The organism is Dechloromonas sp. H13 (genome assembly GCF_009469615.1).
Classification (GTDB): Bacteria; Pseudomonadota; Gammaproteobacteria; order Burkholderiales; family Rhodocyclaceae; genus Azonexus.
Genome location: NZ_SSXX01000010.1, coordinates 47704 through 63562 on the forward strand (window position 1 = coordinate 47704; position 15859 = coordinate 63562).

The 15859-nt window shown below is 57.3% G+C and carries 13 protein-coding genes and 2 tRNA genes; 5 read left to right on the top strand and 10 right to left on the bottom strand.

The window, feature by feature from the left end:
- The first annotated feature begins 22 nt into the window (after nt 1-22).
- The 4 genes from GH660_RS16925 to GH660_RS16940 all read left to right on the top strand — a co-directional run bounded on the left by GH660_RS16925 (nt 23) and on the right by GH660_RS16940 (nt 5239).
- A complete protein-coding gene (locus GH660_RS16925) occupies nt 23-1267 on the top strand; it encodes a pyridoxal-dependent decarboxylase, exosortase A system-associated (RefSeq protein ID WP_153147941.1) in 1245 nt (414 codons plus the stop codon).
- A gap of 278 nt (nt 1268-1545) precedes the next feature.
- Nucleotides 1546-2928, top strand: a complete 1383-nt coding sequence (locus tag GH660_RS16930) for a TIGR03013 family XrtA/PEP-CTERM system glycosyltransferase (protein WP_153147942.1) — start codon at nt 1546-1548, stop codon at nt 2926-2928.
- A gap of 123 nt (nt 2929-3051) precedes the next feature.
- Entirely contained in the window at nt 3052-4332 is a 1281-nt protein-coding gene (locus tag GH660_RS16935; protein ID WP_153147943.1) for a nucleotide sugar dehydrogenase, read from the top strand.
- 10 nt (nt 4333-4342) lie between these two features.
- Entirely contained in the window at nt 4343-5239 is an 897-nt protein-coding gene (locus GH660_RS16940) for a transglycosylase SLT domain-containing protein (protein WP_153147944.1), read from the top strand.
- Nucleotides 5240-5793: 554 nt separating this feature from the next.
- Here the strand turns inward: GH660_RS16940 and GH660_RS16945 are convergent.
- From GH660_RS16945 to GH660_RS16975, 7 genes are all read right to left on the bottom strand, one after another.
- Complete coding sequence (locus GH660_RS16945) at nt 5794-6864, bottom strand: acyltransferase (RefSeq protein ID WP_153147945.1); 1071 nt, start codon at nt 6862-6864, stop codon at nt 5794-5796.
- A 78-nt stretch (nt 6865-6942) separates the two neighbouring features.
- Nucleotides 6943-8166, bottom strand: coding sequence for a hypothetical protein (locus GH660_RS16950; RefSeq protein WP_153147946.1), 1224 nt, complete (start codon nt 8164-8166; stop codon nt 6943-6945).
- Between the two features lie 40 nt (nt 8167-8206).
- The gene (locus tag GH660_RS16955) at nt 8207-9352 is read right to left on the bottom strand and encodes a hypothetical protein (protein ID WP_153147947.1); all 1146 of its coding nucleotides are present in this window, start codon (nt 9350-9352) and stop codon (nt 8207-8209) included.
- Nucleotides 9349-9714, bottom strand: a complete 366-nt coding sequence (locus tag GH660_RS16960; protein ID WP_153147948.1) for a hypothetical protein — start codon at nt 9712-9714, stop codon at nt 9349-9351. The genes GH660_RS16955 and GH660_RS16960 overlap by 4 nt, the downstream gene beginning before the upstream one ends.
- On the bottom strand, nt 9711-11162 hold the full coding sequence (locus GH660_RS16965; RefSeq protein ID WP_153147949.1) for a UbiA family prenyltransferase: 1452 nt from the start codon (nt 11160-11162) through the stop codon (nt 9711-9713). The genes GH660_RS16960 and GH660_RS16965 overlap by 4 nt, the downstream gene beginning before the upstream one ends.
- A gap of 311 nt (nt 11163-11473) precedes the next feature.
- Nucleotides 11474-11550 (bottom strand) — tRNA-Arg (locus GH660_RS16970).
- A gap of 24 nt (nt 11551-11574) precedes the next feature.
- Nucleotides 11575-11651: transfer RNA gene (locus tag GH660_RS16975), tRNA-Pro, on the bottom strand.
- A gap of 139 nt (nt 11652-11790) precedes the next feature.
- On the opposite strand from GH660_RS16975, the gene dksA reads away from it, so the two are divergent.
- A complete protein-coding gene (gene dksA / locus GH660_RS16980; RefSeq protein WP_153147950.1) occupies nt 11791-12216 on the top strand; it encodes an RNA polymerase-binding protein DksA in 426 nt (141 codons plus the stop codon).
- Between the two features lie 95 nt (nt 12217-12311).
- On the opposite strand, the gene pnp is transcribed toward dksA, so the two are convergent.
- The 3 genes from pnp to truB form a co-directional block, all read right to left on the bottom strand.
- Nucleotides 12312-14447, bottom strand: a complete 2136-nt coding sequence (pnp, locus tag GH660_RS16985) for a polyribonucleotide nucleotidyltransferase (protein WP_153147951.1) — start codon at nt 14445-14447, stop codon at nt 12312-12314.
- Between the two features lie 130 nt (nt 14448-14577).
- Entirely contained in the window at nt 14578-14847 is a 270-nt protein-coding gene (gene rpsO / locus GH660_RS16990) for a 30S ribosomal protein S15 (RefSeq protein WP_153147952.1), read from the bottom strand.
- Between the two features lie 107 nt (nt 14848-14954).
- Nucleotides 14955-15854, bottom strand: a complete 900-nt coding sequence (gene truB, locus GH660_RS16995) for a tRNA pseudouridine(55) synthase TruB (protein ID WP_153147953.1) — start codon at nt 15852-15854, stop codon at nt 14955-14957.
- Nucleotides 15855-15859 lie beyond the last annotated feature (5 nt).

Below are 15859 nucleotides of genomic sequence, written 5' to 3' on the forward strand. Positions count from 1 at the left end.
ATCTTTCGAGGCCCGAAACCCCATGTCGCTTTCTGAACGTCCGCTTCCCGTTCATGCACCGATGAATCAATTCGGCGTTGCTGCCGGCCAGTTGCTGGTTGGTGGCATCCCCCTGGAACGCCTTGCAGCACGAGTCGGCCAGACCCCGTTCTACGCGTATGACCGGCAAATGCTGAAGACTCGCGTCGCCGAGTTGCGCACTGCACTTCCGCAAGCCGTCAAGTTGCATTATGCGATGAAGGCCAATCCGATGCCGGCGCTAGTAGGGGTCATGGCGGGCCTGGTCGATGGTATCGACGTCGCTTCCGGTGGCGAATTGAAGGTCGCGCTGGATGCCGGGGCGGCCCCGAGGGAAATCAGCTTTGCCGGACCGGGCAAGCGGCGGACAGAATTGACGCAGGCGGTCGCTGCCGGCGTTCTGGTAAATATCGAATCGCTCCGTGAGGTTCATGAGCTGGCAAGCATTTCTGCCGAGACTGGCTGTGCCGCTCGGGTAGCGGTTCGCGTCAATCCCGATTTCGAACTCAAGGGATCCGGCATGAAGATGGGGGGCGGCCCCAAGCAATTTGGCGTCGATGCCGAAGCCGTACCGGAATTGCTGGCCGAAGTCGGGCGCGCAGGCCTGAGTTTTGAGGGTTTCCATCTCTTCGCCGGCTCGCAGAATCTCAGCGCGCAATCGATCTGCGAGGCGCAACGGCAATCATATGAGTTGGCCTTGAGGCTTGCCGCAAGCGCTCCGGCACCGGTTCGCTTCCTCAATTTGGGAGGGGGCTTCGGCATTCCCTATTTTCCCGGCGAACGGCGCCTCGACCTGACACCGATCGGCGAAAATCTCGAGAAACTTCTTCACCGTGCCAGTGCCGACATGCCGGCAGCAGAACTGGTCATCGAACTGGGGCGTTACCTGGTCGGCGAGGCCGGAATTTACGTCTCCCGGGTAGTCGACCGCAAGATTTCGCGTGGCCAGATTTTCCTTGTGGTCGACGGCGGGTTGAACCATCACCTTTCTGCTTCCGGAAACTTCGGCCAAGTGATCCGCAAGAATTACCCCGTGGCAATCGGGAATCGCATGGAATCCGGGCCGACGATCACCGCGTCCGTCGTCGGCCCCCTATGCACCCCGCTCGATGTGCTGGCAGACCGCATGCAACTCGCGGATGCCTGCCCGGGCGATTTGGTGGTCGTATTCCAGTCCGGCGCCTACGGTGCCAGCGCCAGTCCGCAACAGTTCCTCGGGCACCCTGGGCCAATCGAGGTACTGGTCTAAGGGGCATCCCGCATATTGCGATAGTGTGTCCGCGGCCGTCTCGGTCCTTCCCTGGCCGGACTCGACCCGAACCCGTTTGGCATCACGACCACCGCGCAGAGGCAGCAAAATCAAGGCGTCCGAAGTGTTTGTCGGACACCGTGAAATACTGCACAGGCCGTCCTTACTCACCCCGATATCATTGTCAGCAACATGGTAGCGGTACTGGACGGACATCCGGACAAGCCGCCTTATGCGTACCGAATCCCGCTCGACGGGTTGCGCACAGAGGAATGAACATGCTTCAAATATTCAACGGCTGGTTTCGATGGCGCCATCTGGCCCAGATGCTCTTCGACTTCTCGTTTGTCATCGTCGGCATCCTCATCGCGGTGATGTGGGTGGGCAACGGCCTGCCGATCAATTACAAGCATGTGATTCTGTTTGCGCTGATTCTCGCTGCCACCATGTTGCTGATCAATTCGTTGCTTGGCCTCTATCAGCGAGTTCACAACCGCACCGTGACCGAATCCAGGGCTCGGGCCGTACTTTCTCTGTATCTGTCGGTACCGCTAGCCTATGGAATTTTCGGCCTGTTTCCCGTCACGACCTTCAGCCGGGAGTTCATGCAACTCTCCGCGCTGTCGGCAATTTTCGGCATGCTGGTCAATCGCGTGAGCGCCCCGCGGGAATCGTCCTCGGGACTGCTTTCGCGGCGTATTCTGGTATTCGGCACCGGCGCTCGCGCCCTTGCGGTAAAAAATGCACTGAACAAATCCGATCCCTCGGCCCAGATCGTCGGCTTCTTCCCCAGCCCGAATGAAGACGGCGCAGCAGTGCCGATCGATCAGATCCTTTCGCGCAGCCATTCCCTGCTTGACACCGCCAAGGCGCTCGACGTCCATGAGATCGTCGTCGCACTGAGCGAGCGTCGCGGTGGTTCCATGCCTCTGCGGGAACTCCTCGACTGCAAGCTGCACGGCATCCGTGTTATGGATCTGGCCAGCTACTTCGAGCAGGCCCTCGGCCAGATCCGCCTCGAATCGCTCTATGCGGGATGGCTCATATTTGGTGACGGATTTAGACAAGGCCTGTTCCGCAGCGCCGTGAAGCGCTTGTTCGACATCGTTTCCGCGTTGATCCTGCTGATTCTTGCCGCCCCAGTCATCCTCGTGACCTCCTTGCTGATCATCATCGAGAGCGGGACGCCCGTGCTGTATCTTCAGGAACGCGTCGGACGCAACGGGCGATTGTTCAAGGTCATAAAATTCCGCAGCATGCGTACGGATGCTGAAAAGGATGGCAAACCGATCTGGGCACAGAAACAGGATGACCGCACGACGAAAATCGGCCGCATCATACGAAAGCTGCGCATTGACGAACTCCCGCAACTCTATTGTGTGTTGCGTGGCGACATGAGCCTGGTGGGCCCGCGCCCGGAACGTCAATTCTTCGTCGACCAGCTCACCAACGAAATTCCGTTCTATGCCGTCCGCCACAGCGTCAAGCCAGGCCTGACCGGCTGGGCTCAAGTACGCTACCACTATGGCGCGACCGTCGAGGACTCGGCCGAGAAGCTGCAATACGATCTCTATTACGTTAAGAACCACTCCCTCCTGCTGGACCTGATCATCATGTTCGAAACGGTCGTTGTCGTACTGACGGGAAAGGGGGCACACTGATGCCGTCGACATCGCGTTTACCCCGCTGAAACGTCACCGAGCAAGAGGCTCTTGCAGGAACTACCCAAAGACCGGGAGCATCTTGCTTCCAAGAATTATCGTAACTGTTGAATGAGACCAACAATGAAAACAATCGCCGTAGTCGGACTTGGTTATGTAGGACTTCCGCTTGCCGTCGAATTCGGCAAGAAATTCCGCACGATCGGGGTCGACCTCTCCGCAGAAAAAGTAGCCTGCTACAAGGAACACTACGATCCAACCGGCGAAGTCAGCACCGATGACCTAAAGGCGGCCACCTTCCTGGAAGTCGGCACCGATCCCGCAGCCCTCAAGCAGGCCGATTTTGTGATCGTCGCCGTTCCCACACCGGTGGATGATGCACGTCAACCCGATTTCAGCCCTTTGGTGAGTTCGTCGAAGGCTGTGGGTCAAAACCTGAAGGACGGCGCCATCGTTGTCTTCGAATCGACGGTGTATCCGGGAGCAACCGAAGAGGTCTGTATCCCGATCATCGAGCAGCATTCCGGCAAGAAATGGAAAAAGGACTTCTTCGTTGGCTACTCTCCGGAACGCATCAATCCCGGCGACAAGGAACGGACCGTCACGAAGATCGTCAAGGTGGTTTCCGGCGACACCCCGGAAACGCTCGCCACGGTCGCCGAGATTTACGGAAGCGTAATCACTGCGGGGGTCTTCCCAGCCTCCAGCATCAAGGTGGCGGAAGCTGCGAAGGTCATCGAAAACACGCAACGTGACCTGAATATCGCCCTGATGAATGAACTGGCGATCATTTTCGACAAGATCGGTATCGATACGCTCGAAGTACTGCAGGCGGCGGGAACCAAATGGAACTTCCTGCCCTTCCGCCCCGGCCTGGTTGGCGGTCACTGCATCGGTGTCGACCCCTATTATCTGACGCACAAGGCGCAGAAACTTGGCTACCACCCGGAGGTGATTCTCGCTGGTCGCCGCATCAACGACGGCATGGGCAAATTCATCGCCGAACAAACCATCAAGCTGTTGGTGCGCAATGGGCATCCGATCAAGGATTGCCCGATCATCGTTCTTGGTCTAACGTTCAAAGAAGACTGTCCGGATCTTCGCAACTCCCGGGTCATAGATGTCATACGGGAACTCGAGTCCTATGGTGCGAAGGTAATCGTCCACGACCCGGTCGCGGAGCACCGGGAAGCGCAACATGAATATGGGGTTGATTTGCTGCCATGGGAACAGTTACCGAAAGCCGGAGCAATCGTCGCTGCGGTCGGCCATGCGGAATTCAAGGCACGCCCGGCCAGCGACTTCGTTGCCAAACTGCAAAGCGGAGGGGTCATTACCGACGTCAAGTGCATGCTCGATGCTCCGTCCTTCAAGGCACAAGGCATAAACATCTGGCGACTGTAACCCGTTGTCCATGAAATCCCGTCCCGCAAACTACTTTCAGCTTCGCCCGTTGGCCTTCGGCTCGGCAATGTTGCTGAGTAGTTTTGGCGGGAATGCATTGGCCGATGTAATCAAGCCTCCCTCGACCCAATTGGCTGCTTTGCGCAATGAAGCCAGGACTTACGAACATGGCGAGGGAGTAAAGCGGGACACTGCCAAAGCCATCCAGCTTTATTGCGAAGCTTCCCGACTTGGCGATGCAGAATCCCAGTACAGCCTTGGCTGGATGTATGCAAATGGTCGCGGCATGCCCCGCGATGATGCCACGGCTGCATACTTCTTCAATCTGGCGGCAAAACAGGGCCACCCGCAGGCGCAGCGCATGCTGCGACAGGTAGGCGACCCGGTAACCAAGCCGCCTGAGTGCCTGTTCGACAGCGACGGCCATGACATTGTCGCCAGGGCCGCGCCGGATCACCGCAAGGTAATGGAATTGGTGATGAGACTGGCGCCTGAATACGGCGTGTATCCTCGCTTGGCAATGGCAGTCATCCGCACCGAATCGAATTTCAATCCAGGCGCCGTTTCACCCAAAAACGCCCAGGGCCTGATGCAGTTGATCCCCGAAACAGCGGCACGCTTCAACGTAAAGAAACCCTTCGACCCGGAGGAAAACATTCGCGGCGGCCTGGCTTATCTGAGATGGCTATTGGCCTATTTCAAAGGCAATGTCGCACTGGTAGCTGCTGCCTACAACGCCGGCGAAGGCGCGGTAAACCGCTACGCCGGTATTCCGCCCTATGCCGAGACCCAGGGCTACGTCAAACGCATCCGCGAGACGTTCAAACGCGATGAGCACCCGTTCGATCCGTCGGTCACCGAACCCTCTCCCGAACTGCCGCGCATTGCCAGTCGCAAGTCGATGTAGCCGACACCATGGTTGCTCCCTCACTCGGGCCGAACCCAGGAGTCGCAAACCGGGAGAACGTCTGACGTTTGCCCTACGCCACGTTGCCAAGAGTACGCCAATGTTGCGTATCAGCATGGACTTGTTGTGTCAGATTGAATCTGGCGAATCCAAGTAGTACAAACCAAACAAGCCTCCCGGCCAGCGGGAACGACGCCCCAACTTTCACGGAATGAACACGAGGTCTTAAGATAGATTCCGGCGATCAGTATGAATAAGGCATATGGAAAGAGAATATTATTCTTGCAACCTCCTTCAATTCATTTTCCACTACCCAGTTGTGTCCGAGTACAACCAAGATAATTCCAATACCCGTGGCGATATCGACAATAGCCTTTCTTTTATTTTCAGGCATTCAGCGAGTCGGTTATTTTTCTCAGAGAAAACGCACGCAAAAATATCATTGGTTATGTACCCGTTGCGGCAAGGCCTACGATTAAATAAATAAGCCATTCACTAAGCACACTCCAGACAATTCAAGAATCGGTCCCTTCAAGAGCGATATTTCATGGAGACTATTGAACAATCTCTCTTGTGAAACTGAATTTCGACAATATCTTCGTGGCTGCCAACGAAAGAAGCAGTACCAGCGACGCATAGGCGAACGACCATGCAGGGCCACTGAAAACCCAGCCAAGCGGTTTCAGAAGGTCGACAAAGATGAAATGTATCGCGTAAATACCAAGGGAAAACGTTCCGATAACCGAGATCGTACTGCTCTTGTTAACCATCATTGAATGATTCGACAGCGCCACCATTGCAGCACCCAGGCCCATCAGATACGTTCCGAAAACGTAGTCCTGCATGAGGTTTATTCCGTATTCACGCCAGAGAATATAAAGCTCCGTGAGGTGTAACGTGAACCCGAGGAGGAATATCATGCTTCCCTTCAATGCCCAACTGCCATTGGGCCTCATTTGTGAAATGAGGTATCCGGAAACGAAAAAGACAGTGCTAAAAAATGGTCCGTTCCTAGTGTCGACTTGACTGTGAAATCCCAAGCCTGTATTCGCATAAGCCTTCCCGAAAACACCGATAATGTATAGCGTCACAGAAACTGCAATCAGAGTACGGATATGATTTCTGCTGGCAAATAGTGATGTAATTGCCAATGCCCATAGCAAGGCGATCAAATACCAAAGATGAACCCTAGTCCCCTGCAGCATCAATCTCATTGGATTTGCCACGTGATCGATAAATCGCCAGTACGCCACTTTCAATGGCCAGACCGGCCCGTCGACGAACATCTTTGGCACTAGATCGAAGGGAAACAGGTAAATCGCGGACCACGCCACAAAGACAAAGAAAATTCTCTTGGCCCTCTTGACGACGACCGGAGATGCGGGTGCCAAATTAACACCTTTATTAGCCTTTTGGCCCCAAAGATAGCCAGATAAAACAAAAAAGCACGGAACGGAAAAACGTGCCGCCTGGCTGAACAAGAACACAAGGTTCTGCCAAATGCCGTCCTCCCACTTCATGTAGGCACGAAATAACTCCGTATCGTCCATCAAGACCGCATGCCCGGAGATAACGCAGATGATGGCGAGTGTTTTAACTAAATCTACGCTCCCCGAGGGTCTCATGGAACTATCCGAATATACTCAGCACAAAATTGTCGATTGCCGGCCACTTGGGCAACCCAAGCGCACCAGGTCGGCATCTCAGGCCTCCCGGGAAACGAGATGCTCGATAACCAACGCCGCCAGTACTGAAACGAGCGGCATGATCGGCTCCCGATAGCGGAATATCACGTAGAAAAGCATATGCACGGCTGTGTAGCTACCGATCGCCAGCCATAACAGCCCCACGCCACCTCTCCTGCGCAGAGGCTGGATCAGGACTGTTCCCGACGCCGCCAATATCAGGGCCACGAATTGCACAGCCCACAGGGCACGGACAAGAATTTCGGCTTTCGATTGCTCTCCAGCCCCCCGATGAAATGGCGGCATCCAGAAGTACGCCAGCTTCTGCAGCGCCAACGCCGCAAACTGCCTCGGGTTTTCCTCTATCCAGGAAATAGCTTCCTTACGGAGCAGTTCAGACGCATACACCTCACCCTGCTGACGAATGGACTGCCAGCTTTCGCCGCGCGGCGTGTCCCCGATTGATACGAACATGCCGGTCGCCGCTGGATTGTTTCCGACATAAAGATTGAAACCACCATTCGTATTCAAGAGCGGGACGCCTAACGCATGCATGTTGCGCATTACCCAAGGCGCCGGGATGGCAATGGCAACGATCAGTACCAGCACGCCGAGTTGAATGCGGTCGACCCCGGCTTCCCGTGAGAAATATAGCGCCACCGGCACAACGATCAGGAGTGAAAGCGCAGCATTTCCGGTCAACGCCAGTCCGCCGAAACACGCACCGCAGCCGATGGCGGCGGAACGTCCGGCGCCGTTCAGGAGGCGCAATGAAAAATACACGCTCCCGAGAACGAGCAGAGTCATGAGATTTTCCTTGGCCAGATAGACCACATAAATCGCCGCAGGCAGATAAAACGCCCACAGAACTGCCGCAACCAACCGGCCGATCACGCCGCTCCCCACTTCACGGGCGATCGCATGGCAAACAAAAATACCGCCGGTACCGAGCAGTGCATTGAATACACGAGCAACCAGCAATTCATTCGAATCAACGAGAAATGCCGGCGCGAGGATGAACAACGGATAGCAGACGTTGTACATCGCCAGATTTCCCATGTGATCGACAATCCCTTTTCCGGCCAGCAGGTTCAGGGCCATGCTGCGATAAGCCAATTCGTCGCTTTCAGGCGAATGCCCGAACGTAGCGATGGCTACAAGTCTGAAGACCAGACCTGCGATGGCGACCCTCCAAAGAAGGGACGACTCATGCGCCGACACCCCCTTCAGACGCCACAACATCCAGTCTCCCCTGCGCGGACCAAGTTCCCTCCCATTTCAGTTACCGCAAGTTGCGCTCATCGCTGAAATACCTGATCCAGGTGTGTACCGCAGCCAAATACAGGAACGGGAATGTCAGCGAAAGATTGCGGTATTCATCCTGCCAGCAGAACAGGATGAATAGCGGCAAATTGATTCCCGCAGTGACAAGCAGAGGCCAGCGCACGCAATCCGGCTTTTCTCGCCAATAGCCGAAAATGGCCATCAACAATGTGCCGAGCACTACAACATTTGTCGGTTTCGGCAATGGAAGCAGCCCGAAATGCGGTGCGGTAACCGCTAGCCAGGGTTTCAGGGAAAACCAGAAATCGATATTGGTGAAGAAATGGAATTCTGTGGCGCCCCCCGGATGATCCTTCAGAATAATGCGGATGGCGACGAAACCAATCAATACCACTGCAAACTCACGGGCCGCCGCCCGATAATCCGCTGAGCGCAAACGCCGCTCAAGCCCCCAACGAACCACGGCACCGAACAGGGGAAAGAACACTGCGGTCTCCTTGTTTAGGATCGCCAGCGCCAATACCGGAAGCGTCAGGACTTGCTGCCTGGTCAGCACGAGCAGCAGGTACAGCAGTAAGATGAATAGTTCGAAGTGATCGTAGATGTAACCGTTGTTGGCGCGATAACTGATGGTCAGGAGCAGCGCAAATACAATGGGCGCAGCATCCAGGACAACCCTGGAAACCATCGTCACCGGAAAGACGATTCGTGAGATTCTGCGCAGAAGGAAAAGCGAAATCAGAAGGAATACAAAGGCTCCCAACAAAATTATCGCGTATGCCAGCGCGAGGTGGTCGCTCATCTGCACCGCATAGGATGCGCCCTGCGTCGCGTCAAGCGCCTGCCGGCTGCGTTCTATCAATGGGATCGCCAGTACATCGGGCATCTTGTTGGCCGTCCATTCAACCACATTCCGCATCAATAGACGAAACGCATAGGGTTTTGGCCAGGCACCGTTCAGTATCTTTTCCAGCGAATATTCCGGATGCGCAACGATGGTCGTCCATTTGTAGGCAAAGCTCGCCACTGCCTGCGAAGCGGCAGTCGCATACAGGAGCAGCAGCAGCGAACCGTAGACCAACCGGGGAAACCTCGTGCTGGAGTTCCCCAAGGCGGATTGCCGACCGATTTCGTTCGCTTTCATGTCCGACTCACGATAAATACGCCGCAACAGATCAGGAGGACCCCCATCCCCCTCAGAACGCCAACCTGCTCCCCAAGTGCAAATCCGACGACCACCGTGATTGCAAACCCAAGCCCCACCAAGGGGTATGCCTTGCTGACATCCCATTTGGACAAGACCGCCAGCCAGACCACGGCGCCCAAACCGTAAAGCAGGAAGCCACCAAATACGTACTTGTTGGTCAGGACGGTGAAGACCGTACGCAAAGCCGCAGGATTTCCCAGCGCCTCGCGCACTTCCAGACTGGACATACCGGCTTTCAAGGAAAACTGTGCAGCAACGGATAACAGAATGCTGAGAATGGCAACGATCAAAGTTCTCACAGCAGAAACTTCCAAAAATCGACGAACTGGGCGAGCAACAACAGGACAATCATGGCCGCGACAGTAATCCGGCTTCCCCGATTCTTGATGGCGTAGACCACCGGATCGTCGTGCATTTCGCCGCGCGAAGTCTTGATCCAGAGGCGAGCGATCCAGTAGATCAGGCACAAGGCGACGAGCCACAACAACTCCGGCGTCGCATAACTGACATGCGTACTCGGTGCATTGATGAATAGACCGAACACGACGACCGCGCACAGTGCCGATCCGACACCGAGCGGCCACAGCACGACCAGATCCTTCACACGGTAATCCCGGCCGCGCGTCGCCGACTTGCCGCCATTATCCTGGACCACCAGTTCCGAACAGCGCTTGACCAGCGCCAGACTGAGGAAGAAGAAAACTGAAAACGCGAGCAGCCATGAACTGGTCATGACACCGATCGCCACCGAACCGGCGACGATGCGCAGCGTGTAGAGCAGCGAGAGCATCAAAACGTCGATCAACACGTACTGCTTGAGAACCCAACTGTATGCGCTGGTGAGAACCAGGTAGAGCAGAAGCATCAGGAAGAATTTCAGGGATACGACCGATGCCATGACCAGCGCCGCCGCGAGGAGCATTCCGGCCATGGCGACACCGTTCAATATGGGCAATCGCGCACTGGCGAAGGGACGCGATTTCTTGCGCGGATGGGCGCGATCGTTTTCCAGGTCCCAAAGATCGTTGACCATGTAGGTCGCCGATGCAGCGAACGAAAAGGCAAAAAAACCCAGCAACAGGGTCAGGAAAGTTGTAGGCCCAATAAAGGAGAATGCCGTCAGAACTGGAACGAATAGGAGCAGGTTCTTCATCCACTGATGGACACGGAGGGCGCGCAACCACATGGAGAATCCCGCGGCTTCGTTGGAGAACTCCCTTTCTATCGGCACTTTCTTGCCAACGCTCGCTGCCACCTCGGGAGACACACCGACCAGCACGGCAGCCTGCGCCGCATCCCATATCGGCAGGTCGGCGGAACTGTCCCCCGCATAAACGAACTCCTTGCCCAGGCGCAACTGGATCAGTTCAAGCTTGTTTTTACCCTTGAGATTTAACCCCTCCTCAGTCGCCAGAACCACGTCGAACACCCCCACCTGCTGGGCGACACGATCGGCAATAGAACGATGCGCCGCAGTCGCCAGGACTATCTTTCGCCCCCTTGCCTTTTCTTCCTGCAGATAAGCGACCAATGGTTCGCGCAAAGGCAGGTTTTGCGGTGCGAAATTCGCATGGCGGGCGATTGCCGCCTTGAATGCAGCCTTTCCGCCGAGCAACCAGAAAGGAAGTTTCAGCGCGCACGTCGGCGCGGACTTCACAAGATGGACCACCGACTCGACCAAGGTATCGGTCGGCGTCAAGGTTCCATCCAGATCAACCACTAACGGCACATTCGCAACAGCTTGCATTGGCATCAACCCTGAGTACGGACAAAATCGTTAACCAACAATCAAGCCAAAAACTTCTCTGGATGGGCGACTAACGAGCGCTGGAAGACGAACTGTTCTCAGGCTCCCCGTTCCCAATACCACACGAGACGATTGCAAAATCATGGCCTCGCCATAATGCCATTAGCAAATTTTGAAAAACGAGGAAATATTGCACACTCATGCAAAAAGACGTCCACAACGCCGCCACGCGACGGCACGATACGACGCATTTCGCAAGACATTGACGGAGAGCGATCAGCATCTTCCCTAGCGGGCAAAACGTAACGAAGTGGCGTGCCCGGAGGGACTCGAACCCCCAACCTGCTGCTTAGAAGGCAGCTGCTCTATCCAGTTGAGCTACGGGCACCCGAGGGTGAAGCAGGAAGGAAATTGGTCGGGGCGGTGGGATTCGAACTCACGACCCTCTGCTCCCAAAGCAGATGCGCTACCAGACTGCGCTACGCCCCGACACGAGGAAGCGGATTCTATCATCACGCAGAAACCCGCACCAGATCAAAGGCCTATAATGTCAAAATAAACATTCCTTGCAGGCCGGGCGCCTTTCTGATATTTAATCGCTTTTTTCGTCACTGGGACGTACAAGAAAATGGCAGACGAACTGCTCCATAAACACTTCGCACCGTATGAGCCAAAGCCGGGCGAGGATTACATGAGCGCGAAGCAACTCGCGCATTTCCGCAAGATCCTGGAAACGCTCAAGAAGGAGTTGAGCGAGGATATCGACCGCACGGTCCATACCATGCAGGACGAAGCCACGGTTTTTGCCGACCCTAACGATCGCGCCAGCCAGGAAACGGACATCGCCATCGAACTCCGTAACCGCGACCGCGAACGCAAGCTGATCAAGAAGATCGACGAGACCCTCGGCAGCATCGAAAGCGGCGACTACGGCTTCTGCAACAAGTGCGGCGTCGAGATCGGCATCAAGCGTCTGGAAGCGCGCCCCACGGCGACCCTGTGCATCGACTGCAAGACGCTGGACGAAATGAAGGAACGGCAGATGGCGAAGTAAGCCTGCCGTTCGTCTTGTTGCGGTCGACCTCCGGAAAACCGCAAAAACAAAGGGCACCGCAAGGGTGCCCTTTGTTCATTCAGAAAGCTTCCTGCTTACTGCTGCTGTTGTTGCTGTGCCACCGCTTCCGGCGCTGCGGCGCCCTCCTCCGCAGCAACTGCCTTCATCGACAGCTTGACGCGGCCACGGTCGTCGGTTTCGAGAACCTTGACGCGCACAACCTGGCCTTCCTTGACGTAGTCCTCGACCTTGTTGACGCGTTCCTGGGCGATCTGCGAAATGTGCAGCAGACCGTCCTTGCCCGGCAATACGGAAACGATGGCGCCGAAATCGAGAATCTTCAGCACGGTGCCTTCGTAGATCTTGCCGATCTCGACTTCCGCAGTAATCGCGTCGATGCGCGAACGGGCGGCAGCGGCCGCATCGCCGCTGGTGGCAGCGATGGTGATCGTGCCGTCGTCCTGGATGTCGATCGTGGTCCCGGTTTCTTCGGTCAGTGCACGGATCACGGCGCCGCCCTTGCCGATCACGTCGCGGATCTTTTCCGGATTGATCTTGAAGGTATAGAGACGCGGTGCGTAGGCCGACATTTCCTCGCGCGGGCCGGCAGCCGACTGCTGCATCAGGTTCAGGATGTGCAGACGCGCTTCCCTGGCCTGCGCCAGCGCGACCTGCATGATTTCCTTGGTGATGCCCTGGATCTTGATATCCATCTGCAGCGCGGTGATGCCGGTCGTCGAGCCGGCCACCTTGAAGTCCATGTCACCGAGGTGATCTTCGTCGCCGAGGATGTCGGTCAGCACGGCGAAACGGTTGCCTTCCTTGATCAGGCCCATGGCAATGCCGGCAACGTGCGCCTTGAGCGGCACGCCGGCATCGAGCAACGCCAGACAGCCGCCGCAGACCGACGCCATCGACGAGGAGCCGTTGGATTCAGTGATTTCCGAAACCAGGCGCATCGAGTAGGAGAAGTCTTCCGGCTTCGGCAGAACCGCGAGCAGCGCGCGCTTGGCCAGACGGCCATGGCCGACTTCGCGACGCTTCGGCGTACCGACACGACCGCATTCGCCGGTGGCATACGGCGGCATGTTGTAATGCAGCATGAAGCGGTCGCGGTATTCGCCGGCCAGCGCGTCGATGATCTGCTCGTCGCGATTGGTGCCAAGGGTGGCGACGGCCAGGGCTTGGGTTTCGCCACGGGTGAACAGCGCCGAACCATGGGTGCGCGGCAGGACGCCGGAGCGCATGGTGATCGGGCGCACGGTGCGGGTGTCGCGCCCGTCGATGCGCGGCGCGCCGGACAGGATGCGGCCACGCACGATGCTGGCTTCCAACTCGTGGAACAGGTTGCCGACGGTATTTTCGTCCGGCGCAGCTTCACCCTGGCACAGGGCGGCGACGACTTCGGCGCGGATTTCCTTGACGGCCTGGCTGCGCGTTTGCTTGACGGTAATGTTGTAGGCCTCTTCCAGCCTGACGCCACAGACTTCCTTGATGCGGCCGACCAGGGCTTCGTCGGTAGCCGGCGCCTGCCAATCCCATTCCGGCTTCCCGGCTTCCTCGACCAGCGCGTTGATGGCCTCGATCGCCTTCTGCATTTCGGTGTGGCCGAAGACGACGGCGCCGAGCATGACGTCTTCCGGCAGTTCCTGGGCTTCCGATTCGACCATCAGCACGGCAGCTTCGGTACCGGCAACGACCAAGTCGAGCTGGCTGGTCTTGAGCTGGCTCAGGGTCGGGCACAGTACGTACTGGCCGTCGATGTAGCCGACGCGGGCGGCACCGATCGGGCCGTTGAAGGGCACGCCGGAAATGGCCAGGGCGGCGGAGGCGCCGATCAGGGCGGGAATATCGGAATCGACTTCCGGATTCAGCGACACCACCGTGGCGATGACCTGGACTTCATTGTAGAAACCATCCGGGAACAAGGGGCGGATCGGACGGTCGATCAGGCGGCAAGTCAACGTTTCCTTTTCGGACGGACGGCCTTCGCGCTTGAAGAACCCGCCGGGAATACGGCCGGCGGCATAGACTTTTTCCTGGTAATCGACGGTCAGCGGGAAGAAATCCTGGCCCGGCTTGGCATTCTTGGCGGCCACGACGGTGACCAGCACCACGGTTTCCTCCATGGAAACGAGAACTGCACCGCCTGCCTGGCGGGCGATTTCGCCGGTCTCGATGGTGACCTGATGGGCACCGTAGGCGAAGGTCTTTTTCACGACATTAAACATGGCTTCCTTTCACTCTCATCACAATTAACAACGATAACAACAACTTACAACGACAACAAAAATCTTGGACACAACAAACAAAAAAGCGGCCGGGATATTTCCGGGCCGCTCCTTCGGGGCTTCGCCTGCCTTACTTGCGCAGACCGAGCCTGGTAATCAGGGTACGGTAAGAATCGATGTTCTTGCCCTTGAGGTAGTCCAGCAGCTTGCGACGCTGGCTGACCAGGCGCAGCAGACCACGACGCGAGTGGTGGTCCTTCTTGTGCTCCTTGAAGTGCGGCGTCAGGTCGTTGATGCGTGCCGTCAGCAGCGCGATCTGCACTTCCGGGGAACCGGTGTCGCCCTTGGCGCGCTGATATTCGGCAACGATGCCGGCCTTCATTTCGGTGGTAAATGCCATTTTCAAAACCCTCTTTCATGGTGACGACGCCGCCCCGGTTTGATAGAGCAGGCGCCAGATTGAACAAAATTTTCCGCTGGCGACGGAAAGCGGCGAAGTATACCAGCTTAAGTTGCCGAATGCACCACCCGCCGCGGCCACAGACGCCCGTCCGGCCCCGGCTCGCCGATGCCGAGCAGTCGCTCATCGGCATAAACGCGAATCTTTCCGCCCAGGCCGCTCGCCAGATCGACCGGATTGCCGTGAACGAAGCGATCCGCGGCATCGGCGCCCAGGGCAACCCTGGGCAGGCCCTGCAGCAGCGCATCCACCGCCAGGAGATGCCCTGCCCGTTCGCTTTCATCAAGCGCCGCCAGTTGATCCAGCGTCACGGCACGGGTGAGGTCGAGGTCGCCGACGACAGTGCGGCGCAGGGCCGCCAGATGGGCGCCGCAGCCCAGCGCCCGGCCGATGTCGGCCGCCAGCACGCGAATGTAGGTGCCCTTGCTGCAGGCAACGCGCAAGGTCAGCGTATCCCCGGCGAAAGCCAGGCACTCGATGGCATGGATGTTCACCGGGCGCGGCGCGCGCTCGACTTCGATGCCCTGCCGCGCGAGTTCGTAAAGCGGCCGGCCATTGCGCTTCAACGCCGAGTGCATGGGCGGAATTTGCAGGATGGGGCCGGTGAATTGCGGCAGCACCCTGGAAATATCGCTATTTTCGACGTCGACCGCAGCCGTCGCGACAATCTCGCCTTCGGCGTCGCCGGAATCGGTCGTCACCCCCAGTTTGAGGACGGCCTCGTAGGTCTTGTCGGCGTCGAGCAGATCGGCGGAGAACTTGGTCGCCTCGCCGAAGCACATGGGCAACAGGCCGCTGGCGAGCGGATCGAGCGTCCCCGTGTGACCGCCCTTGGCCGCGGAGAACAGCCGGCGCGCCTTCTGCAGGGCGTCGTTGGAAGTCATGCCGTGCGGCTTGTCGAGCAACAGAACGCCATCGACCTGTTTCCAGGTCTTTTTGACCTGCATGGAAA